We start from the raw sequence: 26,559 nt of genomic DNA, 5'->3' as shown, positions 1-26,559 counted from the left end.
CGTGCGGGACGGGCCCCCACCACCGCATCGAGCAAGGAGTCACGCATGGGCCGCTATGACGGACGCGTCGCAGTCATCACGGGAGCCGCACGAGGCATCGGGTTCGGGACGGCCCAGCGCTTCGCCGCCGAGGGCGCGAGCGTCGCGATCCTCGACCTCGACGAGTCGAGCGCGCAGGAGGCCGCGGGCCGGCTCGAGCTGGTCGACGGCGCCAAGGCCGTGGGCATCGGGTGCGACGTCGTCGACGGTGCCGCCGCCGAGGCCGCCGTGCAGCGCGTCGTCGACGAGCTGGGCGGCATCCACGTGCTGGTCAACAACGCCGGCATCACCCGCGACAACCTGCTGTTCAAGATGACCGTGGACGACTGGGACCTCGTGATGGACGTCCACCTCAAGGGTGCGTTCAACATGACCAAGGCCGCCCAGAAGCACTTCGTGGAGCAGCGCTACGGCAAGATCCTCAACCTCTCCAGCGTCTCCGCGCTGGGCAACCGCGGCCAGGCCAACTACTCCGCGGCCAAGATGGGCGTCCAGGGCTTCACGCGCACCCTCGGCATCGAGCTGGGCCCGTTCGGCATCAACGCCAACGCCATCGCGCCCGGCTTCATCGCCACCGAGATGACCGACGCCACCGCCGCCCGCGTCAAGATGAGCGTCGAGGACTTCCGGGCCGCGGCCGCCGAGTCCAACCCCGTCAAGCGGGTCGGTTTCCCCGAGGACATCGCCGCCGCCGCGGCGTTCCTCTGCAGTGACGAGGCGTCGTACATCACCGGTCAGACGTTGTACGTCGACGGCGGCGCCAAGCTTGGCTGAACCCCCGCAGGACCGCCGTCGCGCCCCGGCGCGGCGGGGGTGACGCCCGTCACCTCCGAGCGTCCTGGATCCGCCTGAGACGCCCCCGGGAGCACCCCGGGGGCGTCCTGCGCGTTTGGACATGACGAGGAGGTGAACCTACGGTGGCCGACGGTCACCGTGCTTCATCCCGTGTAGGCACGGCGCCACAACCCAATAGCCACCCCGGGCAACGCCGAGTCCTGCCCGCCCGGGGCTGGACCCCCGAGAAACGAATCGGGCAGGAGTGGGGGACCCACAGGTTCCACTGCCGACCGGAGCGATCCGGGCGGCTCGGGGTGAAGCCACCGACAGGTGGCGGAGCACCTTCCAGCTCCAACCCGACAGCTCACCTCACAGGCGTGGGAAAGGACATTGCCATGCCTGCGATCCGTCGCATGACGCGCTCCGGCGCGCTCAGCCTCATCAGTCTCGGCCTCGCCGCCACCGGTTCCCTCGGTGTCTCGCTCGCCGCGACCCCTGCCCAGGCCGCCGACCGCGACGCGGTCGCCATGGACCAGGGCCAGTACAAGAAGTTCCGCCAGAAGGAGGCCAAGCGCCTCGAGCGGTCCCAGAAGCGCGAGTCCAGCCGCGTCCAGACCGCCCTGTCGGTCGCGCTCGGCCAGCGCGGTGACGCGTACGTGTACGGCGCCAGCGGCCCGAACGCCTTCGACTGCTCCGGCCTCGTGCAGTACAGCTTCGGCCAGGCCGGCATCAACCTGCCGCGCACGTCGAGCGCCCAGGCCGGCGCGACCCGCCGTATCGCGAAGGACGACATGCAGCCCGGCGACCTGATGTTCTTCTCCGGGTCCGGCGGCGTCTACCACGTCGCGATCTTCCTGCGCTGGGACAACGGCCGCGCCCTGATGGTCCACTCGCCCGGCTCCGGCCGCAGCGTCACCGTCGCGGCCCCGTGGACCGACGCCTGGTTCGGCGGCGCCGTGCGCTGACCCAGCGCAGGCGTACGGCGCGCGCCCCGCGCCGTACGTCACACCCCCTCCGCCCTCGTGCGTGGCGCGCCTTCCCCTCCCTGGTGGGGAGGGCGCGTCACACTTGGCGGCGAACGACCAGCACCACCCACCGATCGGAGTCCCCCGTGCTTCCCCGTCTGCCCCGCCGCCTGAGCGTCACCGTCGCGTCCCTCGCCGCAGCCTCGCTGCTGCTCGCCGGGTGCGGGGGCGACGAGGAGCCCGCCAGCGCCCCGGCGCCGGCCGAGGAGACCAGCGAGACCACCGCCGCCGCCGAGCCGGAGGAGCCGGCCCTGTGGCCGCTCACCGGGCTGCCGATGAAGGGTGACGCACCCGAGAACCCGGTGATCGTCACCAAGGTGGACAACACCTCGTCGAGCTCCCCGCAGGTCGGCCTCGGCCAGGCCGACATGGTCGTGGAGGAGCTCGTGGAGGGCGGGGTGACCCGCCTCGCGGCGTTCTACTACTCCCGGCTGCCCCAGGTGGTCGGCCCCGTCCGGTCGATGCGTGCGAGCGACATCGGCATCGTCCCCACCGGCGCGCACGTGGTCACCAGCGGTGCCGCCGCCGTGACGCTCGGTCGTATCAACCAGGCCGGCATCCCGTTCGTCACCGAGGGCGCCAAGGGCGTCTACCGCGACAACGCCCGCTCCGCGCCGTACAACCTCTTCGCCGACCTCAAGACCATCGCCGGCACGATCAAGGGCGGCGACGCTCCCGAGCCCTACCTCGCGTTCGGCGAGGAGGGAGACTCCCTCGGCGGCAAGCCCGCCCGCACCCTCTCGGCGGCCTTCGGCAACCACACCACGACCTGGCAGTACCAGGACGGGACCTACGTCAACACCAATTCGTACGCCGGCGAGGGCGACGCCTTCCCGGCCACCACCGTGCTGGCGCTGCGGGTGCAGATCGGTGACGCGGGCTACCGCGACCCGGCCGGCTACCCCGTCCCCGAGACGAAGTTCGAGGGCAAGGGGCAGGCGGTGCTCTTCCACGGCGGCAAGGTCGTGCGCGGCACCTGGACCAAGGACGGGCTGACGGGGGCGATCGAGCTCACCGGCCCGAAGGGCGGGGAGATCACCGTCCCCGCCGGTCGCACGTGGGTCGAGCTGGTCCCGGCCGGCACGGGCGACGTCACCTGGAGCAAGTAGACGCGGATCTCGTGAGCCCACACGGCGGCCCGTGCAGTCCACCCGGTGGACCGCACGGGCCGCTGTCTCGTCGGGCTCCCTGGCGGCGTGGGCGACCTTCGCGACGAGTGTGCGTGGATGCACCTGTGTCACCGCCCCCGACGTGCTTCCACGCACACCGGTGGAGCGGCAGTCGGGTGCCTCAGCTGGCGGCGGCGAGTCCTCAGTCGGCGGCGGCGGCGTCGGGCCCGGGCCCGGGGACGGGGCCGGGGGGCGCAACACCGGCCGCCACCCGTGACTGCAGCGCGGCGAGGATGTAGGCGATCGCGCTCTCGACCCGGGCGGCCGCCGCGGCCGGGTCGTCACTGGTGGCCACCGACTCGCCGGCGGAGGAGAGCGCCCCGAAGAAGATCCGGGTGAAGGTCAGCAGCATCTCCTCGTCGAGCGCGCGGCCGTCGTCGGTCAGCACGCCGCGCACGATCTCGTCGACCGTCGCGAAGGTCGAGCGCTGCTCCTGCTCGCGGAAGCGCTCGTGGTCGAGCACCGAGGGGCCGTCCTGGATGACGATCCGGCGGTAGTCGGGACGCTGGACGACGTCGAGGAACGCGCGCAGCCCCGCGTGGGCCTTGACCCACGGGTCGGACTCCCGGTCGAGGGCCGACCGGACCGCCCGGCCCGCGGTCCCCTCGACCCGCACGAAGACGGCGGTGAAGAGCGCCTGCTTGCCCGAGAAGTGGTGGTAGAGCGCGCCCTTGGTGACCTGTGCGCCGGCCACGACCTGGTCGAGCGACGTGGCGGCGTACCCGTGCTCGGCGAAGAGCCCCTCGGCGACGTCGACGAGGGCGGCCTTGGTGGACGCGGAGTACTGCTGCCGGCGGCTCGGGACGTCCGGGACCTGCGGGGCCGGCGTGCCGGTCGTCTGGGGAGCCATCCGGGCAGTGTAGGCAGCAGCCGTGCCGTGCGGGTCGAGCCTCGAGGGACTCATCGGCCATGATGGATCCATGACCGACGTCGCGCCCGGGATGCTCCTGCTGGCGACGCCCGGGCTGACCGACCCCAACTTCGTCGACTCCGTGGTGCTGCTGCTCAACGCCGACGACGGGGGCGTCCTCGGGGTGGTGCTCAACCGCCCCTCGCAGGTCCCGGTGGCCGAGATCACCGAGATCTCGTCCTGGGGACCCACGCTCACGTCGCCGGAGGTGCTGTTCCGGGGTGGCCCGGTGAGCGTCGAGGGCGCCATCGCGGTGGCCCTCCTGCGCGACGAGGACGACGAGCCGGTCGGCTTCCGCTCGGTCCGGGGCCGGCTCGGCATCGTCGACCTCGACACGCCGGTCGCGCTCTTCGAGGGCAGCCTGGTGGGCATGCGGATCTTCGCCGGGTACGCCGGGTGGGATCCCGACCAGCTCCAGGGCGAGATCGAGCGCGGGGACTGGTACGTCGCAGCCGGCGCGACCGGCGACCTGTTCCGCGACGACCCCACCGAGCTGTGGCGCGACGTGATGCGGCGCCAGCCCGGCCGGCTGGCCTGGCACTCCACCCGGCCGGTCGATCCCGACCTGAACTGACCCCGGACCGGTCGACGGCGTGTCCCGGGATCGGCCCTGCACGCCCTAGACTGGCCGGCATGAGCACCATCGGATTCTCACCCGGCACCGAGACGATCGAGGACCGTCGCACCCAGCCGACCGACGATGGTGACCACGAGCGGTTCAGCCACTACGTCCCCAAGGACAAGCTGACCGAGGCGATGGTCATGGGCACCCCCGTCATCGCGCTGTGCGGCAAGGTCTGGGTCCCCTCCCGAGCCCCCGAGAAGTACCCGGTGTGCCCGGAGTGCAAGGAGATCTGGGACTCCATCAAGCCCGGTGGCGACGGCTCAGGCGGCGGCGACCAGGGCCCCGACGCGTGACGGGGCGGCACGACGCCGTACCCCCTGCTCCGGTCCTCGCACCGGCCTGGCCGGAGCGCGCGGCCTGGGGCACCGCGCCCCTGCTGCGTGCCTGGCAGCAGGCAGCGATGGAGCGGTACCTCGCCGACAACCCGCGTGACTTCCTCACCGTCGCGACGCCGGGCGCCGGCAAGACGACCTTCGCGCTGACGGTCGCGGCCGACCTGCTGGGGCGCCGGGTCGTCGACCGGATCACCATCGTGGCGCCCACCGAGCACCTCAAGACGCAGTGGGCCGAGGCCGCCGCCAAGGCGGGCATCCCCATCGACCCGACGTACGCCGCCGGCAAGGGCAAGACCTCGCAGGACTACGTCGGCATCGCGGTGACCTATGCCGGGGTCTCGGTCAACCCGCTGGCGATGCGGATCCGCACCGAGCGCTTCAAGACGCTGGTGATCCTCGACGAGATCCACCACGCCGGCGACGCCATGTCGTGGGGCGAGGGCGTGCGTGAGGCCTTCGAGCCGGCCACCCGCCGGCTCGCGCTCACCGGCACGCCGTTCCGCTCCGACGTCAACCCGATCCCGTTCGTGACCTACGCGCCCGGCGACGACGGGATCCCGCGCTCGGTCGCCGACTTCACCTACGGCTACGCCCACGCGCTGGCCGACCACGTCGTCCGGCCGGTGCTGTTCATGGCCTACTCCGGCGAGATGACCTGGCGCACCCGCGCCGGTGACGAGATCGCCGCCCGCCTCGGCGAGCCGCTCACCAAGGACATGCACGCCCAGGCCCTGCGGACCGCCCTCGACCCGGCCGGGTCGTGGATACCATCGGTGCTGGCGGCGGCCGACAAGCGCCTGGCCGAGGTACGCCGCCACGTCCCCGACGCGGGCGGCCTCGTCATCGCCTCCGACCAGGAGAAGGCCCGCGCGTACGCCGGGCTGCTGAAGAAGATCACCGGCGAGTCACCGACCGTGGTGCTCTCCGACGAGAAGGCCTCGTCGAAGAAGATCAGCGCGTTCAGCGACTCCGACAAGCGGTGGATGGTCGCGGTGCGCATGGTGTCCGAGGGCGTCGACGTGCCCCGGCTCGCGGTCGGCGTCTGGGCGACGATGACCTCGACCCCGCTGTTCTTCGCGCAGGCGGTGGGGCGCTTCGTGCGCGCCCGGTCGCGCGGCGAGACGGCGTCGGTGTTCCTCCCGTCCGTGCCGCACCTGCTCGGCTACGCCTCCGAGCTGGAGGTCGAGCGCGACCACGTCCTCGGTCGCAGGATCACCGACGAGGACGACATCTTCGCCGCCGAGAACGACCTGCTGGCGGCCGCCAACGCGAGCGAGGCCGCCTCCGGCGAGCTCGAGATGTCGTGGGAGGCCCTCGGCTCGACGGCGTCCTTCGACCGGGTCCTCTACGACGGCGGCGAGTTCGGCCACTCCGGCGAGGTGCATGTCGGGTCGGAGGAGGAGATGGACTTCCTCGGCATCCCGGGCCTGCTCGAGCCCGACCAGGTGCGCGAGCTGCTGCACTCGCGGCAGTCGGAGCGCGCCATCAAGCAGAAGGCCGCGCGTCCCGAGGCGGACTCGGTCGCCGAGGTCTCGACCCACGAGCAGCTGGCGATCCTGCGACGTGAGCTCAACGGGCTGGTCGCCGCCTGGCACCACCGGACCGGTCAGGCGCACGGGATCACGCACGCCACCCTCCGCAAGGAGTGCGGGGGACCGGCCGCCGCGGTGGCCAGCGCCGACCAGCTCCACGAGCGGATCGACCGCATCCGCGACTGGGCGGTGCGCAAGTCCTCCTGAGCCACCTCCGCGTCGTTGGCCGGGACGCGGACCGGCCGCCGCCCGCGGGTGCGGACGACGGCCGGTGTGGATCCGAGCGGGTGGGTCAGCGCTCGACGTTCCAGCGACGCTCGACCGAGAAGGCCCGGTCGGTGCCCTTGCCGCCGTTGGCACGGTCGAAGCCGAGCCCGCCGACGAGCACGTCGTTGCCGAGGTGGCCCAGCAGGCGGTCGTTGCCCTTGTCGCCCTGGACGCGGTCGTTGCCGGTGTTGCCACCGAGCTCGTCGTTGCCCTCGCCGCCGCGGACCTTGTCGTTGCCGGCCCCGCCCCGGGCGCGGTCGTCGTCGTCTCCGCCGAAGACGACGTCGTCGCCGCCCATGGCCTTGACGAGGTCCTCGCCCTTGTTGCCGAACAGCCGGTCCTTGCCGGACGTGCCGGAGATGGTGTCGGCGTCCTTGCCGCCCCGGGCCACCATGGAGGCGCCGGTGCAGGTCAGAGCGGGAGCGTCGGCGAGGTCGACGCCGTAGCCGATGGTGTCGGCCCCGGCCCGGCCCACGGCCCAGATCGCGCAGCCCTGCAGGTTGAGGACGTTGCCGGCGTCGGTGCCCTTGACGGTCACCCGCGCGCTGACGGCGTCGACGTTCTCGACGTCGGTGACGCGCTGGTCCACCGTCACGTCGGGCTCGCCGGTCTCGAACTGGCCGCTCCTGAGGTCGAGCAGGACCTCGGCGTAGTCGAACGCGACCTGGAACAGGTCCGTGCCGTCGCCGCCGGACCACGTCGAGCCGTCGAGCACGCGGGAGCGCACCGTCATGGTGTCGTCGCCGCCGGCCATGTCGACCTTGACCGTGGTCGGCGTGGCGCCGGTGGCCGGGTCGCGCAGCACGAAGGTCTCTGCCGCGTCGGTGCCCGTGAAGGTGACCGAGGAGGCGGTCGAGTCGACGACGTACGTCGAGACGGCGCCGCTCCAGGTCAGGACGGGGGCGCCGCCCCGCTCGAGCTTCCGTGCGGGGGCGCCGATCGAGACGACTCCGCCGTCGCCGTCGGCCAGGGTGTCGGCGCCCTCGCCGAAGGCGACGCTGCCGCCGGCGGCCTGGATGCCGTGCCAGTCGAGGACGTCATCGCCCGCGCCTAGGTCGATCTTGTCGGCGTTGGGCTGACCGGCGGTCCCGCTGCCGACGCCGTCGTCACCGGCACCGGTGGTGACCGTGTCGGCACCGGCACCGGTGGAGACCTGGTCGGAGGCGGCGCCCCCGGTGTAGCTGTCGTCGCCGGCACCGAGTGCCGTCGTCACGGTCGCCCCCGCGGGGATCGTGGCGGTGTCGACAGAGTCGTTGCCCTCGCCGGCGTCGACCGACGTGGCGGTGCTGGCCGTGCCCGGCAGCACGCAGATGGTGTCGTTGCCGGCCAGGGCCGTCACGGTCGAACCGAGGGTCGCGGCGATGACGTCGTCGCCGGCAGTCCCGGTGACGGTGGCCTGGCCGGAGCCGTCGATGGTCACGGCCTTGCCCTGGCAGGTCTCCACCGCCGCGGCGGCGTACGCACCGGGTGCGGTGAGCAGTGCTGCAGCGAGAAGAGCGGTCGTGCCGGTCGCGGCGAACGTGCGTCGTACATGGCGATGCATGTGTTCTCCCTTGATCGTGTGGTGGGTTGTCACCCCGTCTCGGGGCAGTGCGTCGTGCACCTGCAGGCTAGGACGTGGGTGGTCGTCGCGAAGTTGTCACTAGATTGGCCACATGACCGCCGAAACTTCACAGACCCTCGATCGGGGGCTGCGGGTGCTGGAGGTGCTGGCGGCCACACCGAACGGTCTGACCGTCACCGAGCTCTCCCTCGAGCTGGGGGTCAACCGCACGGTCGTCTACCGGCTGATCAGCACCCTGGAGCAGCACGGGCTCGTACGCCGCGACGCGCGCGGTCGGCTCTTCGTCGGCCTCGGGATGCTCCACCTGGCCTCGGCCGTGCAGCCGCTCCTGCGCGACCTCGCCGTGCCGGTCCTCCGCAGCCTCGCCGACGCGATCGGCTGCACCGCCCACCTCACGGTGGCGGACGGTGACGAGGCCCTGGCGCTGGCGGTGGTCGAGCCGTCGTGGACCGACTTCCACGTCTCCTACCGGGTCGGCGCGCGGCACGCCCTGACCCAGGGGGCCGCCGGCAAGGCGATCCTGCTCGCCCGGGAGAGCACCGGGCAGTACGTCGTCACCACCGGCGAGCTCCAGTCGGGCGCGCAGGGGCTCTCGGCGCCGGTCCGCGGCGTCGCCGGGCTCGAGGCGTCGGTCGGGGTCGTCACCCTCGGCGGCGGCATCGACGAGGGCGTCGTGGCTCCCCGGGTGCTGGCGGCCGCCGAGTCGGTGCGGCTCGCGCTCGCCGGCGAGGTCAGCCGCTGAAGGGTCGGATCCCCGGCCCCGGCCGAGTGACGACGTCGCGCCGGCCGGTCAGCTCGTGGCCCTCGCGGCAGCGGAGCACGGCGTCGACCTCAGCGCCGCAGTCCACGTGCGCGAACTCGACCGGTGAGCCCTCGGGGTCGGCGAGGTAGCGGTCGCCCCACTGCCGGACGGCGACGAGGACGGGGTAGAGGTCGAAGCCCTTGTCGGTGGGGCGGTACTCGTGGCGCTCGCGCTGGCCGGGCTCGCGGTAGGGCACCCGGCGCAGGATGCCCTGGTCGACCAGCAGGGCGAGCCGGTCGGTGAGCACCTGGCGCGGCATGCCGGAGTGGCGGCGCATGTCGTCGAAGCGGCGTACGCCGTTGAAGACCTCCCGCAGCACGACGAAGGTCCACCGCTCGCCGAGCACCTCCATGGCGCGGCCGACGGTGCAGTTGTCAGTGGACCAGGCGAGGGCGGGCGGAGCGGCGGTCATGGCTGCACCCTAGGTCTGATTGACAGACTCAGCAAGGAGGTGCGACGCTGGATCCATGACCCAGACCCAGGACCGCCCCGGCCACGGCGACTTCGCCACCGACACCCGCGTCGTCGAGTGGGCCCGTCCCGGCCAGGGCGACTTCGACCGGCTGCTGGCCGCCACCGGCCTCGAGCAGCTGCAGATGATGGTCTCCGGAGAGCTGCCCCGGCCGCCGATCATGGACACCCTCGGCATGACCGGCTTTCACCCCGAGGAAGGGCGCGTGTTGGTCGAGATGCCGGCGCGGACCTTCCACTACAACCCGTTGGGTGGCGTCCACGGCGGCGTCATCTCGACGCTCCTCGACACCGCGGCGGGCTGCGCGGTGCACTCGACGCTGGCGGTGGGGGAGATGTACACGTCTCTCGACCTGACGGTGAAGTTCCTGCGCCCGGTCACGGCGGACTCCGGCCTGCTGACCTGCGAGGGCACGGTGCTGCAGCGCGGACGGCGTACGGCGCTCGCCCAGGCCGAGCTGCGCGACGAGGCCGGCAAGGTGGTCGCCCACGCAATCTCGAGCTGCATGATCTTTCACGCCGCCCAGGGCTGAGCTCGCGAAGCCCTGGTGAGCGGCGGGAGATTGAGGAGGGCTCGGCTCGCGCGCGCCAGCGCGCGAGCGACCCGTCTCGAAATCAGCTGACTGCTGATCGCGCCAGCGGCAGCACCCGGTGCGGGATCTGGGTCGCCAGCGCGATGACCGTCGTGCAGCGCTCGATCCCGGGCTCGGCGAGCACCCGGTCGATGACCCGCTGGAGGTCGGCGTTGGACCGCGCGACGACCCGCGCCCACATGTCGCCGGCGCCGGTGATGGTGTAGGCCTCCAGCACCTCGGCGATGCCCGCGAGGTGCGTCGCGACGGCGTCGTGGCCCGCGCCCTGGCGGATCTCGAGGGTCAGGAACGCCATCACCGGGAAGCCCAGCGCCTCGGGTGAGAGGTCGGGTCCCCAGCCGGTCACCACCCCGCTGGCGGCCAGCTTGTCGAGGCGGGCCTGGGCGGTGCCGCGGGCCACGCCGAGTCGCCGGGACGCCTCGAGGACCCCGATGCGCGGCTCGGTGGCGAAGAGCTCGATCAATCTGCGGTCCAGGTCGTCCACGCGGACTCCTTCTACTGTGCAATCTGCGCAACGTTTCGTCGTACTGTTGCACACTCTGTCGCTCCCCGACACGCTGTGCGCATGACTTCGACGACCGACCAGCCCTCGACCGGCGCAGCGCTCACCACCGACGAGCTCAAGGCCGACCTCACCCTCGAGCAGCTCCGGCAGCTCGTCGGCCTCGTGGAGTACGACGAGGACAGCGACGTCTTCCCCGTGACCGGCTGGGACTCGATCGTCTTCGTCGTCGGCAACGCCACCCAGACCGCCCACTACTACCAGTCGGCGTGGGGGATGCAGCTCGAGGCCTACTCGGGCCCGGAGAACGGCAACCGCGACCACAAGTCCTTCGTGCTGCGCTCCGGCTCGATCCGCTTCGTCATCAACGGCGCGGTCGACCCCGACAGCCCGCTGGTCGAGCACCACCGCCGGCACGGCGACGGCGTCGTCGACATCGCGCTCGAGGTGCCCGACGTGGACAAGTGCATCGCCCAGGCCCGCTCGGCCGGCGCGACGATCGTGCGCGAGGTCGAGGAGATCTCCGACGAGCACGGCACGATCCGGATCGCGGCCATCGCGACGTACGGCGACACCCGGCACACGCTGGTCGACCGCTCGCGCTACTCGGGTCCCTACCTCCCCGGCTACGTCGCCAGGGCGAGCACCTTCGAGAAGAAGGAGGGCCAGCCCAAGCGGCTCTTCCAGGCCCTCGACCACATCGTCGGCAACGTCGAGCTCGGCAAGATGGACCAGTGGGTCGAGTTCTACAACAAGGTCATGGGCTTCACGAACATGGCCGAGTTCATCGGTGACGACATCGCCACCGACTACTCCGCGCTGATGTCGAAGGTCGTCGCCAACGGCAACCACCGCGTGAAGTTCCCGCTCAACGAGCCGGCCATCGCCAAGAAGAAGTCGCAGATCGACGAGTACCTCGAGTTCTACCGCGGCGCCGGCGCCCAGCACCTCGCCGTCGCCACCAACGACATCCTCGGCTCCGTCGACGCGCTGCGCGCCAACGGCGTGGAGTTCCTCGACACCCCGGACTCCTACTACGAGGACCCCGAGCTGCGCGCGCGCATCGGCAACGTCCGGGTGCCCATCGAGGAGCTGCAGAAGCGCAAGATCCTCGTCGACCGCGACGAGGACGGCTACCTGCTGCAGATCTTCACCAAGCCGCTCGGCGACCGCCCGACGGTCTTCTTCGAGCTGATCGAGCGGCACGGGTCGCTCGGATTTGGCAAGGGCAACTTCAAGGCCCTCTTCGAGGCCATCGAGCGCGAGCAGGACGCGCGCGGCAACCTCTGAGCCGATGGGTTCCCTCGAACCTTTGGTCGCGTCCGCCGCCGGGATGACGGTCGCGCCCCTCCGGCGGGAGGACGCACTCGACATCTGCACCTGGCGCTACCCGGCGCCCTACGACTGCTACGACATGACGGACGCGGACCCCGAGTGGCTGCTCGATCCCGCGTCGGGGTTCCACGCACTCTTGTCGGGTGAGCGGCTGATCGGCTTCCGCTCGTTCGGTGCGGACGGACAGGTGCCGGGATGGGAGTACGACGACCGTGCGCTCGACACCGGCGGAGGGCTGCGCCCCGAGCTGGTGGGGCAGGGCCTGGGGCACCGCGCCATCTCGGCCGGCCTCGCGTACGGCCGAGCCCGATTTGCCCCTCGAGCGTTCCGCGTGACCGTGGCGACCTTCAACACGCGCGCCCTGCGCACGGTCGAGGGCCTCGGCTTCCAGCGCGTCGGCCGCTTCGACGCCGCGACTGACGGATCCGGCTTCGAGGTGCTCGTCCGACCGGAGCGCTGAGGCCGGGACCCTGCCCCGTCAGGCAGGCGCGGGCGCCGTCGCGGTGGCCCGCAGCTCGTGCGCCTCGTCGACCCCCGACGACATCGCCCAGCGGATCGTGCCGGTGGCCAGGGTGCCGAGCGCCTTGACGACGGTCCGCTCGGAGACCGGCAGCCACGGCAGGCGCAGGGGGCGCCGGGTCCAGCGGGGCATCAGGGCGACGCCCGCGGCCATCAGCACGGCGTACGCCGGTCGCGCCGCTACCGGGAGCTCGGGATGCAGGACGAGGAAGCGCACCGCCCCGCGGGCCTCCTCGGTGGCGCGCAGCTCGGGGCGGAAGGCGTCGAGCACCGCGCGCAGCTCGGCCACGGTCGTCGGCGGGTCGACCACGCCGAGCTTGCCGGCGACCAGCGCGGCCTGGGCGACGTAGGCGTCGCACCCGGCCTCGTCGAGGGGGCGGGCGCCGTACGTCTGGTGCGCCAGCAGGAAGCTGTCGACCTCCGCCGCGTGCACCCAGGCCAGCAGGTGCGGGTCGGAGGCGGCGTACGGCGTGCCGTCGGGCATCGTGCCGGTCACCCGCTCGTGGATCGACCGCACGGCGCGGATCGCCTGCTCGGCGTGGTCGATCGTGCCGAAGGTGGTCACCGCGAGGAACTGGCTGGTGCGGGCCAGGCGCCCCCACATGTCGCCCTGGTAGCCCGAGTGGTCGGCCACCGCCTTCATCGCGGCCGGGTGCATCGTCTGCAGGAGCACCGCCCGGATCCCGCCGATGAACATCGAGGCGTCCGCGTGCACCCGCACGATCTCCGAGTCGGCGTCGAACCAGCGCGGCCCCGGGGTGCCGTGGATGCGCTCGCGCGCCTTCGGGCCGTCGGGTCCGGCGACACGTCGGAAGATCTCGCGACCGAGGCGCGCCCGCAGGGGAGTCATGTCCCGACACTACGAGGGGCCCCGAAGCGACGTCGTTGACGTGTCGCCGGTCCTCCCGCGGGGTAGTTGGGGACGAACTGGTAGGCCGATCGCCCGAAGGGCCGCTCAGAACGTCCCCAACTACCCGGGCCAGCCCGACAGCCGGGAGACATCCTGCGCGTGGACTGACAGGCTCGTCCCATGATGATCCGTCCCGCCGAGCTGGCGGCCATCAAGGCAGGCACCGTCGACCTCGCGTTCCGCCGGTGGGCGAGGCCGCGGGTGGTGGTCGGCACCAGGATGCGCACGGCGGTGGGGCTGCTCGAGGTGACGTCCGTCGAGCGGGCGGGACGCCTCACGACCGAGGACGCCCGGCGGGCAGGCTCCCCGTCGCTCACGGCGCTGCGGGAGGCGCTCGCCGCCCGCCCGGAGGACCCGGTGTGGCGCATCGGCCTGGTCTGGGCCGGGCCCGACCCCCGTGAGGCGTTGCGCGAGTCGGTCCCCGACGCTGCCGAGATCGAGCGGATCAACGGCCGGCTCGACCGGCTGGACAAGGCGTCGTCGTACGGCGCGTGGACCCGCGAGACACTGGACCTGATCGACCTCCACCCGACCGTCCGGGCGCCGGACCTCGCGGCCCGGGTGGGCCGCGAGACCGCCGACTTCAAGAAGGACGTGCGCAAGCTCAAGGAGCTCGGGCTGACCGAGTCGCTCGACATCGGCTACCTGCTGTCGCCGCGCGGCCGGGCCGTGGTCGACGCCGGGCTCGCGACCCCGCGCGATCGGGCCCCGCTGCCGACCGGGACGGCCCTGCCGAGGATCGGGGCCCCGGCGACGCGGGCACTGCGCGCCGTCGGGATCACCACGCTGGAGCAGGTGGCGGCGCTGACCGAGGCCGAGCTCGCCGCCCTCCACGGCGTCGGACCGATGGCGATCGGCCGCCTGCAGGAGGCGATGGCCGAGCGCGGGATGTCCTTCGCCGGGGCCTGAGCCCGGCGCCGGCGCAGCACAAGGCCAGCCCGGGACGTCAGTGCACCAGCAGGCCGATGCCCAGGGCGCCCATCAGGACGGCGATGCCCGAGTCGAGCACCCGCCAGGCCGACGGCCGGGCGAAGATGCCGCGCAGGGAGCGCGCGCCGAAGCCGAGCGCGGGGAACCAGACGAGGCTGGCGGCGATCGCGCCCGCACAGAACCACCAGCGCTGGTCGCCGAAGCTGTTGGCGACGGTGCCGAGCATGAGGATCGCGTCGAGGTAGAAGTGCGGGTTGAGCCAGGTCAGGGCCAGGGTGAGCAGCACGGCGCGACGCACGGTCATGCTCGAGCCGCCGTCCGCGTCGAGGGCGACGGGTCGCCACGCTCGCAGCGCCGACTGGACCCCGAAGGCCAGCAGGTAGAGCCCGCCGCCGATCTGGGCGATGGGCAGCACGGCCGGCCAGCGCTCCATCACGACGCCGAGGCCGGCGACACCGGCGGTGAGGGCGACGATGTCGGACACCATGCACACCACGATCACGGCCAGCACGTGCTCGCCGCGGATCCCCTGGCGGAGGACGAACGCGTTCTGGGCGCCGACGGCGACGATCAGGGCGAGACCGGTCAGGACACCGGTGAGGAAGATGCTCAACATGTGTAGAACGCTAGGTCCCGAAGCGCCTTCAATCCAGCGAACCATTCTGGGGAATCATTAGACTCTCTTAGTATGAAAGACGTCACCCAGATCGACCCCGTGTCGCTGCGCACATTGGCCACCGCCGTCCGGCTCGGGACCTTCGAGGCCACCGCCCGCGAGCTGCACGTGACCCCCTCGGCGGTGAGCCAGCGGATCAAGGCGCTGGAGACCCACGTCGGCCGGGTGCTGGTGCACCGGGTGAAGCCGCTCGAGGCCACCGAGGCGGGACACGTCCTGGTGCGGCTGGCTGCCCAGACCGAGCTGCTGGAGCGCGAGGCGGTGGCCGAGCTGCTCGAGGGCGAGGACCCCGGTGAGGACGACCCGTTCGCCGCGGTGCCCATCGCCGTCAACGCCGATGCGCTCTACACGTGGCTGATCGACGCCCTGGTCGACGTGCAGGGTGCGCACCGGGTCACCTTCGAGATCGTCCGCGAGGACCAGTCGCGGACCACCGAGCGGCTGCGCCGCGGCGACGTGATGGCGGCGGTGACGTCCGACCCGCGACCGGTGCCCGGGTGCCGGGTCGTGCGGCTGGGCTCGATGCGCTACCGCGCGGTCGCCACCCCGGCGTGGGTCGCCGACCACCTCCCCGACGGGGCCACCGCGACGGCCCTGGGCCGGGTGCCGCTCATCGCGTTCGACCGCAACGATACCCAGCAGCACGACTTCCTGCGCAAGGTCACGCGCCGGCACCTGACGCCGCCGGTGACGTGGATCCCGTCGGTGGGGGAGTTCGACAACGCCGTACGCCGCGGCATGGGCTGGGGGATGATCCCCGAGGTCCAGGTGCGGACCGACCTCGATCGCGGTCGGCTGGTCGAGATCGTGCCGGGGCGCCACACCGACGTGCCGCTCTACTGGCAGCACTGGCGCCTGGAGTCACCCCTGATGGCCGACCTGACGGCCGCGATCACCGGCGCCGCGCGGGGCTGGCTGAGCTGATCCGTGTCAGAGGACCTTGGAGAGGAACGCCTGGGTGCGCTCGTGCTGCGGGTCGCCGAGCACGGCGCGCGGGTCGCCCTCCTCCACGATGACCCCACCGTCCATGAAGACCAGGTTGTCGCCGACCTCGCGGGCGAAGCCCATCTCGTGCGTCACGACCATCATGGTCATGCCCTCGGAGGCGAGGTCCTTCATGACCGCCAGCACGTCCCCGACCAGCTCGGGGTCGAGGGCGGACGTCGGCTCGTCGAAGAGCATCAGGTCGGGCTGCATGGACAGGGCCCGCGCGATGGCCACCCGCTGCTGCTGGCCACCGGAGAGGTGGGCCGGGTAGGCCGTCTCCTTCTCCGCGAGGCCGACCTTGGCGAGGTTGGCGCGCGCGATCTCGACGGCCTCGCCCTTCTTGCGGCCGGCGACCTTCTGCTGGGCGATGGTGAGGTTGCGCAGCACGGTCATGTGCGGGAAGAGGTTGAAGCTCTGGAAGACGATGCCGATGCGCGCCCGCAGCTTGTCGACGTCGGCGTCGGGATCGGTGATCTCCTCGCCCTCGACGAAGATCTTGCCGCTGGTGGGGGTCTCGAGCATGTTGACACAGCGCAGCAACGTGGACTTGCCCGACCCGGAGGGCCCGATCACGCACACGACCTGACCGTGCGCGACGTGGAAGTCGATGCCCTTGAGGACCTCGTTGTCGCCGAAGTACTTGTGCAGGTCCTGCACGTCGATGGCCGCGTCGGCGCGCCGGCTGTCGGGAGTCGTGGGTGTGGTGGTCATCAGCGGGCCCTCTCCGCGCGGCTCTCCATGCGGCGTACGACGATCGACAGCGGGACGGTGATCAGCAGGTAGCAGAGCGCGATCACCACGATCGGGGTCAGGTTGGACGAGGAGTTCATGCTTTCCCGGCCGAACTTGGTGAGCTCGTAGTCCGCCAGCGACAGGCCGAGGATGTAGACCAGCGAGGAGTCCTTGGTGAGCAGGATCAGCTCGTTGGTCAGCGGCGGCAGGATGATCCGGAACGCCTGGGGCACGACCACGCTGATCATCGCGCGGCCGTGGGACATCCCGAGGGATCGGGCGGCCTCCATCTGGCCCTTCGGCACGGCCTGGATGCCGGCCCGGATGGTCTCGGCCATGTAGGCCCCGCCGACCAGGCCCAGGGCCAGGGTGACGATGCCGAGGTTGCCGAACGGGATCACCAGGTTCGGGAAGGCCAGGGTGAAGCCCACGCTGAGCGCGATGAACACGACCAGGGCGGGCAAACCACGGAAGAGCTCGATGACGCCGGTCGCGATCCACCGGTAGGGGCCGACGCTGGAGAGCCGCATCAGAGCCAGCACCAGCCCGAGGATCAGGCCGAAGGTGAAGCCGCACGCGGTGTAGATGATCGTGTTCTTGAGCGCGATCGTCAGGACCTCGGGGAACTGCTCCTTGACGAGCTCCCAGTTCCAGAAGGCCCGCTGGAGCTGCGCCCAGTCGGCGACGAGGGCGATCGTGACCAGCACGACCACCAGCACGGCGTACTGGACGTAGCGCCACCGGGCGGCACGCTGGCGGGGACTCGCCATGGGCTCACATCACCTTCGTCGTGGGGTCGGGGAGGGCGTCACGACGTGGGTGCGGTGCCGAACCACTCCTCGTAGACCGCGTCGTAGTCGTCGCTCGCGATCGCGTCGTTGATCGCGGTGAGCAGCTCTGCGTTGCCGTCCTTCTTGACCGAGAAGCCGTACTCCTCACCGGTCTGGAACTCCGTGACCACCTCGACCTCGGGGTTCTCGCTGACGAAGTAGTTGAGCAGGCCGTTGTCGTTGACGCCCGCGTCGGCCTTGCCGGTCAGGACCGCCTGCTGCATGAGGGAGGAGTCCTCGAAGGTGATGATCTCGGTGTCCTCGGGGGCGTTCTCGCGCACGTAGTCGGAGCCGGTCGTGCCGTCCTGCACCGCGACCTTCTTGCCGGCGAGGTCCTCCAGAGACGTGATGCCCGCCCCGGTCTTGGTCATCAGGGCCTGGGTGGCCTCGAAGTAGGGGTCGGTGAAGTCCATGACGGCCTGGCGCTCCTCGTTGATCGTCATGGCGCCGGCGCCGACGTCGCACTGCCCGGTGTTGAGGGCCTCACCGGTGGTGATGGTCTCCCACGCGACGTCGAGGACCTCGAAGTCCAGACCCTCGGCGTCGGCAGCGAGCTGGAGCACTGCGGGGTCGAAGCCGACGACCTCTCCGTCCTCGGTGAACTCGAACGGCTCGTAGGGCAGGTGCGTGCAGACGGTCAGGGTGCCCTCCTTGACCAGCTCGATGCCCGACTCGGTGGTCGTGGAGGTGTCCTCCTTGGCGCACCCCGCGACCGCGAGGGTGAGGGCGACGACGCTGATTCCGGAGGCGAGTGCTCGAGTGTTCATGGTCGCCACACTAGACCCGTCGGGTCCCGGGACGTCGCCCACGTCACACCGGCCACGGCATGATGCCCGCATGCCGACCTATGTCGCCTTCCTCCGCGCGATCAACCTCGGAGCCACGAGGAAGTTCCCCCAGGACGCCATCCGGGCTGTCGTGGAGTCCACCGGTGCCCGGGACGTGGAGACCTACATCAACACCGGCAACGTGCGCCTGACCACCGGCCTGCGCTCGACGACGAAGGTGACGTCCGTCCTCGAGGCGGCCTTCGCGGCCGACCGCGGCTTCGAGGTGCCGACGGTCGTGCTGACGCCCGCCGAGCTGGTCGCCATCGCGTCCGACGCCGACGAGCTGGCGGCGGCCCACGACCGGCTGGGCATGCAGTACGTCTCGTTGCTCAAGCGCGCGCCGACGCCGGAGCAGGTGCGCGAGATCGAGTCCGTGGAGATCGACGGGGAGCGCTTGGTCGTCCGCGGCAGGGGTGCCCACCTGCTCATGGACGAGCGCGACAGCTACCACGGGGCGCGGCTGTCCAACGACTACGTCGAGAAACGCCTCGGGGTGTCCACCAACCGCAACGCGCGTGTCGTGCGCGAGCTCGCGACGCGCTGGGGCTGACCGGCGTCACGGACCAGCGCGCGACAGGTCAGCGGCGCCCGTCGTTGGCCGTGATCTTGACGGTGAGCACGTCCGGCGTCCCGACGATGGCGTCGTCGGAGGTGGTGAGCCGGATCTTGATCGTCTCGCGGTCCTCGCGCTCGCGGTCGTCGATCAGGGTGATCGGCAGCGACTGCAGCGTGCGCCCCGGCTCGTAGACGAGGGAGCCCGGGGCGAGGGAGTAGTCGACGCCAGCCGTGGCGGTGCCGCCCACGACCTGGTAGCCGACGGTGATCGGTGCCGCGTGCTCGCCGAGCAGCCGGACGCGGGGGCGCATCACCCGGGCCCGCTCGTTGACACTGCTGAAGGCGCGGACGAAGCCGACCTCCGGCTGGCTCATCCACGCGATCCGCTGGGTCAGCCAGTCGCGGAGGAACTCGACCTCGCCGTCGAAGGACTCGGCGTGCTTGCTGCCGAGCACCAGCTCGGTGCCGGCGTGCCACTGGGCCCAGTCGGCCTCGGCGGTGGCCCGCAGCGGCGTCGCAGCGGCGGGGAGCTGGGAGACCAGCCGCTCGACCCGCGGCCGCAGGGTGGTCCAGCGCGACTTGACGCGGGTTGCGAAGTCGGGGTCCTTCAGCATCCGGCTGATCCAGTGCTTCTTGGTGCGGGTGTGCCAGCCGCGGGGCGGGACCGCCCGGCGGAAGGCCGTGCCCCCGCTGAGGTCGAAGTCCCAGACCGGACCCATCTCGAGCTTGCCGCCCGGGGTCCAGCTGACGTAGACGCTTGAGAAGAAGTTGGAGTCCTGGTTGCGGAAGAGCTCCTCGACGAGGTACCAGTCGATGAAGCTGCCGAGGTCGACGTACGGGCGGTAGCCGCGCTCCGGGTCGGTGAAGCGCTTGCCGTAGAGCGCCTTCTCGAACGCCTGGACGTGACGGCGGACCCGGACGACGTCCCCGCGCTCGGGATCGTCGGGGTCCTTGAAGACGATGGGCGTACGCCGCCGCACGGTGCGGAAGCCCCGGTCGCCGTCGCGGACGAAGCGCTCGTTGATCTCCAGCAGGTAGGCGTCGTCGGCGATGTCGACCCTGCCCGGCTTGACCTCGACCTGCTCGGTCAGCTGGTACATCCCCTGCGAGGTGCCGTTGAGGACAAGCTCGACGAACCGGCTCTGCGGCGTCCACCCGAGCCGGGTCCGGTCGGCGACGGCGAAGGCGGTGTGGGTGCGCAGCGCGCTGCGGTCGGCGGCGTTGGCCAGCAGGACCCAGTCCTCCTGGGGCGTCGTCCCCACCAGCGCGGCGTCCTCGCCGAGCTTGACCTTGTAGGGCTTCTTGGGGAAGTTCCAGGTGGAGTTGCCGCGGCCCTTGATCTCGAGGGGGTGGGTGACCCCGTCGAGGGTGAGGGTGCCGGTGACGTAGTCGTCCCGGTTGAGGACGGGGGCGCCGCCGTCGGTGGCGACGACGAGCTGGGCCGGGACGCCGGGCACCCACGTGCCCTCCGCCCCGGCAGACTCGCCGGCGCGGGCGCGCGCGGGGGCGAGACCGACGGCGAGCACGCAGGCCAGCCCTGCTCCCGTGATGGTCCTGAGTGCCTTCGACATGCGTCATCCCCCCGAGTCCCGGCCGGTCCGGGTGTGCGTGCGGTCCGATGGCCTGGACCGCTGGAGGATCACCATAGACCGGAGCCGCCCGTCGCGACCCACGATCAGCGCGCCGACCCGGGGAGGGAGCACCCCGGTCCCCGGGTCGACGCCGTCAGCGGCGTGTGGCCGTGACGATGCGGTACTCCCAGTCGAGCACGGCGCCGTCGCCGTTCCCCTGGTCGTACGACGCGGCGAGGCCCACCAGGTCGGCGCGCAGCGCGGCCCGACCGTCCTCGTCGAGGCGACCGGCCGCCGCGAACGTCGGGCCGTAGTAGGTGAGGAAGAGGTCGGCGAAGGCGTCGGCGTCCGCGAACCGCTGGCGGACGGTGGCCGTCACGGACCCCACGTCCTCCACACCGTCGCCGAGCAGCTCGGCCACCACGGACTCGGTGCCCCACCGGGTCGGGGGCTGCGCGCCGGGCGGGGGCGGGGCGTGCCGCCCCACGGTGCCCAGCATCCCGCCGATGAAGCCCTCCGGCGTCCAGCTGGCCACGCCGAGCCGACCTCCCGGACGGCAGACCCGCACCAGCTCGGCGGCGGCCCGGGAGTGGTCGGCGCTGAACATCACGCCGATGGCCGACAGCACCAGGTCGAACGACTCGTCCGGATGCGGGAGCGCCTCGGCGTCGGCCTCGGACAGGTCGAGCGCGAGGTCCTCCGCCTCCGCGCGCCGTCGCGCGATGTCGAGCAGGGCGGGCACGTAGTCGATGCCGGAGGCGGTCGCCCCCCGGCGGGCCGCCGCGAGGGCGACGTGCCCGGTGCCGGTCGCGACGTCGAGGACGCGGGCGCCGGGTGCGACGCCGACGTGCTCGACGAGGTGCTCGGACACCGGGACGGTGAGGGCGGCGATGCGGTTGTAGTCACCGCTGCTCCACACCTTCTGCTGCTTGTCGCGCAGCTCGGTCATCTGTGGGGTCGTGGTCATGCGGGGTCCCTCTCATGGGGTCGGCGACGGCGCCGGCCGTTCTCGCGACCCTGCCCGTCATGGAGCCGGACGGCCGGTGGCCGCCATGGTCTGCGCGTTCGGGTCCGCGAGGTGCGCGGCCCTGCGTCCGTCTCGTGCGCGAGCGGCCGTCCGGCGCGTGCTGCCGGGCGTGGTGCTGGCACCGACGAGCCCATCCCTGCATGATCGCAGCCCCGCCGACCGGTGGCCATGGTCCTTGTCGGGGCTCTTCGCGCAGGGTCTGACCGCCCGACGGCTCAGACGTGCAGCGTCTCGATGACCGGCTCGCCGCGTGAGAGCTTGCCGGCGGCGCGGGGGAGCTCGGCGCGCGCCATGAGGTGGTGGGCGCGCGCCTCCTCGAGGGTCGTCCGGCCGACCACCTCGCCGGCCGACACCAAGGGGACGAGCAGCGGACGGTCGTCGCCGTCGTCGACGGGGACGTCCCCGATGCCGACCACCTCGGCCCGCGCGATCCCCGAAGAGTCGCGCCGGCGCAGGGCGTGCTTGCGGCCGCCGATCGAGACCTTGTCCGTGGACCGCTTGGCGACCGGCACCATCACGCCGTCGTCGCCCGCCCGGGAGACGAGCTTGTAGACGAAGCCGCAGGTCGGGTGGCCCGAGCCGGTCACGAGCTGGGTGCCGACGCCGTAGCCGTCCACCGGAGCGGAGGCGAGCGAGGCGATGGAGTGCTCGTCGAGGTCGCTGGTCACCAGGATGCGGGTGCCGGTGGCGCCCAGGGAGTCGAGCTGCGCGCGCACCTCGTGGGCCAGCACCCCGAGGTCGCCGGAGTCGAGGCGCACGGCACCGAGGTCGGGGCCGGCGATCCCGACCCCCGCCCGGACCGCCTCGGCGACGTCGTAGGTGTCCACCAGCAGGGTCGTCCCCACCCCCAGTGCGTCGACCTGCGCCCGGAACGCGTCGGCCTCGGTGTCGTGGAGCAGGACGAAGGAGTGCGCCGCCGTCCCGGCGGTGGGCACGCCGTACCGGTGCCGCGCGGCGAGGTTGGAGGTGGTGGCGAAGCCCGCGACGTACGCCGCCCGCGCAGCCGCCACGGCGGCCTCCTCGTGGGTGCGCCGCGAGCCCATCTCGATGCAGGGCCGGTCGCCGGCCGCCCAGGTCATCCGGGAGGCGGCGGAGGCGATCGCGGAGTCGTGGTTGTAGATCGACAGGAGCACGGTCTCCAGCAGCACGGCCTCGGCGAAGCCACCCTCGACCACGAGCAGCGGCGAGTGGGGGAAGTAGGCCTCGCCCTCGGCGTACCCCCAGACGTCGCCGGAGAAGCGGTAGGAGGCCAGCCACTCCCGCGTGGCCTCGTCGACGACGTCCTCGAGGACCGCGAGGTCCTCGTCGGTGAACCGGAAGGCCTCGATCGCGTCGAGGGCCCGCCCGACGCCGGCGACCACGCCGTAGCGCCGTCCCTCGGGCAGGCGACGCGGGAAGAGCTCGAAGACCGAGCGTCGGTCGGCGGTGCCGGCACGGAGCGCGGCCTGCACCATGGTGAGCTCGTAGTGGTCGGTGAGCAGGGCCGTCGAGGGCCCGCGCGCGTCGGCCGGCGATCGGGTCACCCGTCCACCCTCCCACGCGGGAGCGGGCCTTCAGGCCTGTGCCACGATGGACCCGTGTCTGCTGCCAGCCCCGTCGAGGTCGATCCGACGCTCTCGCCGGACGAGATCACGTTCCTTGCCAAGCCGTGGGTGACCATCGTCTGGAACGACCCGGTCAACCTCATGTCGTACGTCGCCTTCGTCTTCCAGAAGTACTTCGGCTACGACAAGGCCAAGGCCGAGCGGCTGATGATGGAGGTCCACGAGGACGGTCGTTCGGCGGTCTCCACCGGCACCCGCGAGGAGATGGAGCGCGACGTGCAGGCGATGCACGAGTACGGCCTGTGGGCGACCATGGAGAAGGCCTCGTGAGCGGCAGCGAGGGGTGGACGCAGTGACGGGCTTCGCCCGGCACCGCAGGAGCCGGCGGGTCATCGCCACGTTCACCGGCTTCGAGGCCGACCTGCTCCGCTCGCTGGCCTCCCAGATCGTCGAGCTGCTGCGCAACGAGGCCGCCGTCCCCGACGAGAGCCGGGACCCGTTCGAGGCGATGATGGACTTCTCGGGTCCGACGACCGCGCCCGAGGACCCGGTGCTCCACCGGCTGTTCCCCACGGCGTACGTCGACGACGAGGAGGCCGCGGGAGAGTTCCGGCGCTTCACCGAGGGCGGCCTGCGCAACGGCAAGGCGGCCGCCGCGATCACCATCATCGAGGGCCTCGAGGAGGCCGGGCTGCCGCCCGAGCTCACCGAGGACGGGCTGATGATCGACGTCGAGCTCGACGAGCCCACGGCGGAGACCTGGATGCGCTCCTTCACCGACATCCGCCTCGCCCTGGCCACCCGCCTGGGCGTCGAGGACGGCGACGAGGCGATGTGGCACGCGTTGCCCGACGACGACCCGCGCGCCCAGGCCCACGACATCTACGAGTGGATCGGCTGGCTCCAGGAGACGATCGTCGAGGCGTTGACCGCATGAGTCCCGTCCCCGACTTCGTCCTCGAGATCCGCGAGATGATCGGCACCCACCCGCTGTGGCTGCCGGGCGTCACGGCGGTCATCCGGCGCGACGACGAGATCCTCATGGTCGAGCGGGCCGACAACGGCGCGTGGACCCCCGTCACCGGCATCGTCGACCCGGGAGAGGAGCCCGCCGTCTCGGCGGCGCGCGAGGCCCTCGAGGAGGCCGGCGTCGTCATCCGGGTCGACCGGCTGGCCTCGACCTCGGTGATGTCGGAGGTCGTCTACGACAACGGCGACCGTGCGTCGTACCTCGACCTGACCTTCGCCTGCACGTGGATCAGCGGCGAGGCGTACGTCGCCGACGACGAGTCCACCGACGTGCGCTGGTGGCCCGTGGACGGTCTGCCGCCCATGTCCGACTCCATGTCGCAGCGGGTGGCCGCCGCGCTGTCCGGTGAGCGTGAGGCGCGCTTCACCTCCTAGCCCGAGTGCGTCGTGACGCCGTAGTCGGCACGCGTCGCCAGCGCCCAGCGCGCCACGGGCGTCATGGCGTAGGCGATGAGCACCATGGCGACGGCCAGGATGATCCAGCCGGTGCGCCCGAGGCCGACGCAGAGGTACGCCGCGACGGGAGGCCCGATGACCCGTGCCGCCCCGAAGCTCAGCGAGGCGAAGCCCTGGTACTGCCCCTGCCGCTCGTGCGGGGCGAGACCCATCTGCTGGCTCCACTGACCGCCGGAGCCGACGATCTCGCCGAAGACGTGCACCACGGTCCCCACGAGCAGCAGCGCGCACGCCGCCCACACGTCGAGGTCCTGGGCGAAGCCGATCAGCACGAAGCCGCCCGCCACCAGCCAGCCGGCCACGACGAAGGCACGCGACCCGTCGGTCACCGTGTCGATGTGCCGGGTCATCCGCACCTGGAGCAGTGCCACCAGCACCGTGTTGAGCACGAGCGTTGCCGACACGAGCACGGTGGGCGCGGTGGTGTGCTCCGCGATGAAGAGCACCAGCCCGATCTCGATGATGAAGAAGTGCGTGACGAAGAGCATGTGCAGCACCATCAGCACGGCGTACGGGCGGTCGCGCAGCACGCCGAGGCGCGCCTCGCCCTCCTGCCGGGGGTGCGACGGGAGCGGGGGGAGACGGGTGGTGTTCCAGGCGGCGAAGCCGGTGAGCACCGCCTGCCCGAAGAAGACCGAGATGTAGGCCCAGTCCTCGTCGACGAGGAGCGCGAGGCCGCCGACCATCGAGCCCAGGCCGATGGCGGTGTTGGTGACGGCGCGCAGGTAGGCCTTGAAGCGCACGCCCCGACCGCCGGTGGCCAGCTGGGCGATGACGCCCTGGTAGACCGCGCCGGAGGCGCTGAGGAAGACGGCCTGCACCGACAGCAGCAGGGTGAGGGCGAGGGGAGTGGGCGCGAAGGCCGGCGGCCAGGCGGTGAGCGCCGCGCCGAGCATGAGCCAGCTGAGCACCCGGGTCGGGCCGCGGGTGTCCGCGAGCTGGCCGGCCGGGACGTTGACGAGCAGTCCGAACAGCGCCGAGACCGAGAGCGCGAGGCCGACCTCAGTGGCGCTGAAGCCCTGGTGGCGCGTGAAGTAGAGCGCGCTGGTGGTCATCAGCGCACCGCCCGCGAACCGGTTGGCGAACTGGCCCAGTGCCATCGTGCGCAACGTGGGGTCCAGCGGCACCCCGCGCCGGGTCAACGGCTCCACGGAGCTGGTCGTCATCGGTCTCCCACGGCTCGATCTATCTTGACGTCAAGATATATGTGGTGAGACGGCGTGCGGTCAAGTTGGCCGGTTGCCTACGCTGGACGGCGTGCTGACCATCGACCGGACGACGTACGACGCGATCGTCGCCCACGCCAGGCGTGACCACCCCGACGAGGCCTGTGGCATCGTCGCCGGACCCGAGGGCAGCGACCGCCCCGAGCGGCTCGTGGAGATGGTCAACGCGGCCGGCAGCCCGACGTTCTACGAGTTCGACTCCACCGACCTGCTCCAGCTCTACAAGGACATGGACGCGCGTGACGAGGAGCCGGTGGTCGTCTACCACTCGCACACGGCCACCGAGGCCTACCCGAGCCGCACCGACATCGGCCTCGCCATGGAGCCGAACGCGCACTACGTGCTCGTCAGCACGCGCGAGCACGGGAATAACGACGGCCCTGTGGAGTTCAGGTCGTATCGCATCATCGACGGCGAGGTGACCGAGGAAGAGGTCACCGTGGTCGCCCAGCTGCAGCCCCGCGAATCGGAAGAGAGCACCCCCTGATGGCCATCGAGGTCCGCATCCCCACCATCCTCCGCACCTACACCGACGGCGCCAAGGCCGTCGACGGCAGCGGCGAGACCCTGCAGGCACTCATCGACGACCTCGAGGGCAACCACCCCGGGATCAAGGACCGCCTGATCGAGTCGGGCGACCTGCGTCGCTTCGTCAACGTCTACATCAACGACGAGGACGTCCGCTTCATGGGCGGCCTCGACGCCGAGCTCTCCGACGGCGACCAGGTCGTCGTCCTCCCCGCCGTCGCCGGCGGAGCCGGCTCGTCCGCGCAGCCGGTGGGTCGATAGCC

Annotated in this window: 31 protein-coding genes and 1 riboswitch; of the genes, 18 read left to right on the top strand and 13 right to left on the bottom strand. The window is 71.7% G+C overall.

The genetic code is table 11. The annotated features are described in order from the left end of the window. Positions 1-45: 45 nt before the first annotated feature. The 3 genes from ASG88_RS02935 (at position 46) to ASG88_RS02925 (ending at position 2,950) form a co-directional block, all read left to right on the top strand. Entirely contained in the window at positions 46-813 is a 768-nt protein-coding gene (locus tag ASG88_RS02935; RefSeq protein ID WP_056885863.1) for an SDR family NAD(P)-dependent oxidoreductase, read from the top strand. A 202-nt stretch (positions 814-1,015) separates the two neighbouring features. Beyond that, positions 1,016-1,209, top strand: a riboswitch (cyclic di-AMP (ydaO/yuaA leader). Positions 1,210-1,211: 2 nt separating this feature from the next. Continuing rightward, positions 1,212-1,781 (top strand): C40 family peptidase, encoded by a 570-nt coding sequence (locus tag ASG88_RS02930; protein ID WP_056885862.1) that lies wholly within the window; start codon positions 1,212-1,214, stop codon positions 1,779-1,781. A gap of 146 nt (positions 1,782-1,927) precedes the next feature. After that, complete coding sequence (locus ASG88_RS02925) at positions 1,928-2,950, top strand: DUF3048 domain-containing protein (RefSeq protein WP_056885861.1); 1,023 nt, start codon at positions 1,928-1,930, stop codon at positions 2,948-2,950. Positions 2,951-3,152: 202 nt separating this feature from the next. On the opposite strand, the gene ASG88_RS02920 is transcribed toward ASG88_RS02925, so the two are convergent. After that, positions 3,153-3,860 carry a TetR/AcrR family transcriptional regulator gene (locus tag ASG88_RS02920; RefSeq protein WP_056885860.1) on the bottom strand — a complete coding sequence of 236 codons (708 nt, stop codon included), beginning with the start codon at positions 3,858-3,860 and terminating at the stop codon, positions 3,153-3,155. 70 nt (positions 3,861-3,930) lie between these two features. On the opposite strand from ASG88_RS02920, the gene ASG88_RS02915 reads away from it, so the two are divergent. The 3 genes from ASG88_RS02915 (at position 3,931) to ASG88_RS02905 (ending at position 6,619) form a co-directional block, all read left to right on the top strand. Continuing rightward, complete coding sequence (locus tag ASG88_RS02915) at positions 3,931-4,494, top strand: YqgE/AlgH family protein (protein ID WP_056885859.1); 564 nt, start codon at positions 3,931-3,933, stop codon at positions 4,492-4,494. A 59-nt stretch (positions 4,495-4,553) separates the two neighbouring features. After that, a complete protein-coding gene (locus tag ASG88_RS02910; protein ID WP_056885858.1) occupies positions 4,554-4,838 on the top strand; it encodes a DUF3039 domain-containing protein in 285 nt (94 codons plus the stop codon). 107 nt (positions 4,839-4,945) lie between these two features. Continuing rightward, positions 4,946-6,619, top strand: coding sequence for a DEAD/DEAH box helicase (locus ASG88_RS02905; RefSeq protein WP_235534712.1), 1,674 nt, complete (start codon positions 4,946-4,948; stop codon positions 6,617-6,619). A gap of 85 nt (positions 6,620-6,704) precedes the next feature. On the opposite strand, the gene ASG88_RS02900 is transcribed toward ASG88_RS02905, so the two are convergent. Then, positions 6,705-8,222 (bottom strand): calcium-binding protein, encoded by a 1,518-nt coding sequence (locus ASG88_RS02900; RefSeq protein WP_056885856.1) that lies wholly within the window; start codon positions 8,220-8,222, stop codon positions 6,705-6,707. A 112-nt stretch (positions 8,223-8,334) separates the two neighbouring features. On the opposite strand from ASG88_RS02900, the gene ASG88_RS02895 reads away from it, so the two are divergent. Next, on the top strand, positions 8,335-8,985 hold the full coding sequence (locus ASG88_RS02895; protein WP_056885855.1) for an IclR family transcriptional regulator: 651 nt from the start codon (positions 8,335-8,337) through the stop codon (positions 8,983-8,985). On the opposite strand, the gene ASG88_RS02890 is transcribed toward ASG88_RS02895, so the two are convergent. Next, positions 8,975-9,457, bottom strand: coding sequence for a winged helix-turn-helix transcriptional regulator (locus ASG88_RS02890; RefSeq protein WP_056885854.1), 483 nt, complete (start codon positions 9,455-9,457; stop codon positions 8,975-8,977). The genes ASG88_RS02895 and ASG88_RS02890 overlap by 11 nt on opposite strands. Positions 9,458-9,512: 55 nt before the next feature. On the opposite strand from ASG88_RS02890, the gene ASG88_RS02885 reads away from it, so the two are divergent. Further along, complete coding sequence (locus ASG88_RS02885) at positions 9,513-10,049, top strand: PaaI family thioesterase (RefSeq protein WP_056885853.1); 537 nt, start codon at positions 9,513-9,515, stop codon at positions 10,047-10,049. An 82-nt stretch (positions 10,050-10,131) separates the two neighbouring features. Here ASG88_RS02885 and ASG88_RS02880 read toward each other — a convergent pair whose 3' ends face one another. Further along, positions 10,132-10,593, bottom strand: coding sequence for an Lrp/AsnC family transcriptional regulator (locus ASG88_RS02880; protein WP_082599803.1), 462 nt, complete (start codon positions 10,591-10,593; stop codon positions 10,132-10,134). 81 nt (positions 10,594-10,674) lie between these two features. Between ASG88_RS02880 and hppD the strand changes: the two genes are divergently transcribed. Both hppD and ASG88_RS02870 read left to right on the top strand, forming a co-directional pair. Then, positions 10,675-11,901, top strand: a complete 1,227-nt coding sequence (gene hppD / locus ASG88_RS02875; protein WP_056886052.1) for a 4-hydroxyphenylpyruvate dioxygenase — start codon at positions 10,675-10,677, stop codon at positions 11,899-11,901. Positions 11,902-11,905: 4 nt separating this feature from the next. After that, positions 11,906-12,406, top strand: coding sequence for a GNAT family N-acetyltransferase (locus tag ASG88_RS02870; RefSeq protein ID WP_157559519.1), 501 nt, complete (start codon positions 11,906-11,908; stop codon positions 12,404-12,406). An 18-nt stretch (positions 12,407-12,424) separates the two neighbouring features. On the opposite strand, the gene ASG88_RS02865 is transcribed toward ASG88_RS02870, so the two are convergent. Further along, positions 12,425-13,315 (bottom strand): oxygenase MpaB family protein, encoded by an 891-nt coding sequence (locus ASG88_RS02865; protein WP_056885850.1) that lies wholly within the window; start codon positions 13,313-13,315, stop codon positions 12,425-12,427. A 180-nt stretch (positions 13,316-13,495) separates the two neighbouring features. Here ASG88_RS02865 and ASG88_RS23710 point away from each other — a divergent pair, with 180 nt between their 5' ends. Continuing rightward, the gene (locus ASG88_RS23710) at positions 13,496-14,284 is read left to right on the top strand and encodes a hypothetical protein (protein ID WP_056885849.1); all 789 of its coding nucleotides are present in this window, start codon (positions 13,496-13,498) and stop codon (positions 14,282-14,284) included. A gap of 37 nt (positions 14,285-14,321) precedes the next feature. Here ASG88_RS23710 and ASG88_RS02855 read toward each other — a convergent pair whose 3' ends face one another. After that, complete coding sequence (locus tag ASG88_RS02855) at positions 14,322-14,921, bottom strand: LysE/ArgO family amino acid transporter (protein WP_056885848.1); 600 nt, start codon at positions 14,919-14,921, stop codon at positions 14,322-14,324. Positions 14,922-14,993: 72 nt separating this feature from the next. Between ASG88_RS02855 and ASG88_RS02850 the strand changes: the two genes are divergently transcribed. After that, complete coding sequence (locus tag ASG88_RS02850) at positions 14,994-15,905, top strand: LysR family transcriptional regulator ArgP (RefSeq protein WP_056885847.1); 912 nt, start codon at positions 14,994-14,996, stop codon at positions 15,903-15,905. 6 nt (positions 15,906-15,911) lie between these two features. On the opposite strand, the gene ASG88_RS02845 is transcribed toward ASG88_RS02850, so the two are convergent. Genes ASG88_RS02845 through ASG88_RS02835 form a run of 3 tightly spaced genes read right to left on the bottom strand, consistent with a single transcriptional unit; the run spans position 15,912 to position 18,297 of the window. After that, positions 15,912-16,679 (bottom strand): amino acid ABC transporter ATP-binding protein, encoded by a 768-nt coding sequence (locus ASG88_RS02845; RefSeq protein WP_056885846.1) that lies wholly within the window; start codon positions 16,677-16,679, stop codon positions 15,912-15,914. After that, positions 16,679-17,470: an amino acid ABC transporter permease gene (locus ASG88_RS02840; RefSeq protein ID WP_056885845.1), complete on the bottom strand. Its 792-nt coding sequence runs from the start codon at positions 17,468-17,470 to the stop codon at positions 16,679-16,681. The genes ASG88_RS02845 and ASG88_RS02840 overlap by 1 nt, the downstream gene beginning before the upstream one ends. A 38-nt stretch (positions 17,471-17,508) precedes the next feature. Next, positions 17,509-18,297: a transporter substrate-binding domain-containing protein gene (locus tag ASG88_RS02835; protein ID WP_056885844.1), complete on the bottom strand. Its 789-nt coding sequence runs from the start codon at positions 18,295-18,297 to the stop codon at positions 17,509-17,511. A 70-nt stretch (positions 18,298-18,367) separates the two neighbouring features. Between ASG88_RS02835 and ASG88_RS02830 the strand changes: the two genes are divergently transcribed. After that, positions 18,368-18,910, top strand: coding sequence for a DUF1697 domain-containing protein (locus ASG88_RS02830; RefSeq protein WP_056885843.1), 543 nt, complete (start codon positions 18,368-18,370; stop codon positions 18,908-18,910). Between the two features lie 28 nt (positions 18,911-18,938). Here the strand turns inward: ASG88_RS02830 and ASG88_RS02825 are convergent, their stop codons facing one another. From ASG88_RS02825 to ASG88_RS02815, 3 genes are all read right to left on the bottom strand, one after another. After that, positions 18,939-20,486, bottom strand: coding sequence for a CotH kinase family protein (locus ASG88_RS02825; protein ID WP_082599802.1), 1,548 nt, complete (start codon positions 20,484-20,486; stop codon positions 18,939-18,941). Positions 20,487-20,640: 154 nt separating this feature from the next. Continuing rightward, complete coding sequence (locus ASG88_RS02820; RefSeq protein WP_056885841.1) at positions 20,641-21,453, bottom strand: class I SAM-dependent methyltransferase; 813 nt, start codon at positions 21,451-21,453, stop codon at positions 20,641-20,643. 275 nt (positions 21,454-21,728) lie between these two features. Beyond that, entirely contained in the window at positions 21,729-23,036 is a 1,308-nt protein-coding gene (locus ASG88_RS02815) for a nicotinate phosphoribosyltransferase (protein ID WP_056885840.1), read from the bottom strand. A gap of 54 nt (positions 23,037-23,090) precedes the next feature. Here ASG88_RS02815 and clpS point away from each other — a divergent pair, with 54 nt between their 5' ends. Genes clpS through ASG88_RS02800 form a run of 3 tightly spaced genes read left to right on the top strand, consistent with a single transcriptional unit; the run spans position 23,091 to position 24,461 of the window. After that, on the top strand, positions 23,091-23,387 hold the full coding sequence (gene clpS / locus ASG88_RS02810; protein WP_056885839.1) for an ATP-dependent Clp protease adapter ClpS: 297 nt from the start codon (positions 23,091-23,093) through the stop codon (positions 23,385-23,387). A 13-nt stretch (positions 23,388-23,400) separates the two neighbouring features. Further along, positions 23,401-23,994, top strand: coding sequence for a DUF2017 domain-containing protein (locus ASG88_RS02805; RefSeq protein WP_235534700.1), 594 nt, complete (start codon positions 23,401-23,403; stop codon positions 23,992-23,994). Continuing rightward, complete coding sequence (locus ASG88_RS02800; protein ID WP_056885838.1) at positions 23,991-24,461, top strand: NUDIX hydrolase; 471 nt, start codon at positions 23,991-23,993, stop codon at positions 24,459-24,461. Before ASG88_RS02805 ends, ASG88_RS02800 begins: the two co-directional genes overlap by 4 nt. Here ASG88_RS02800 and ASG88_RS02795 read toward each other — a convergent pair. Further along, the gene (locus tag ASG88_RS02795) at positions 24,458-25,708 is read right to left on the bottom strand and encodes an MFS transporter (RefSeq protein WP_056885837.1); all 1,251 of its coding nucleotides are present in this window, start codon (positions 25,706-25,708) and stop codon (positions 24,458-24,460) included. The genes ASG88_RS02800 and ASG88_RS02795 overlap by 4 nt on opposite strands. A 91-nt stretch (positions 25,709-25,799) precedes the next feature. Here ASG88_RS02795 and ASG88_RS02790 point away from each other — a divergent pair, with 91 nt between their 5' ends. Continuing rightward, on the top strand, positions 25,800-26,255 hold the full coding sequence (locus ASG88_RS02790) for a Mov34/MPN/PAD-1 family protein (protein WP_056885836.1): 456 nt from the start codon (positions 25,800-25,802) through the stop codon (positions 26,253-26,255). Continuing rightward, positions 26,255-26,557, top strand: coding sequence for a MoaD/ThiS family protein (locus ASG88_RS02785; RefSeq protein WP_056885835.1), 303 nt, complete (start codon positions 26,255-26,257; stop codon positions 26,555-26,557). Before ASG88_RS02790 ends, ASG88_RS02785 begins: the two co-directional genes overlap by 1 nt. Positions 26,558-26,559: the final 2 nt, after the last annotated feature.

This window comes from Nocardioides sp. Soil777, assembly GCF_001428425.1.
GTDB classification, from domain to species: domain Bacteria; phylum Actinomycetota; class Actinomycetes; order Propionibacteriales; family Nocardioidaceae; genus Nocardioides; species Nocardioides terrigena.
Note: the sequence above shows the minus strand (reverse complement) of the source record. Positions and strands in the feature narration are given on the sequence as shown.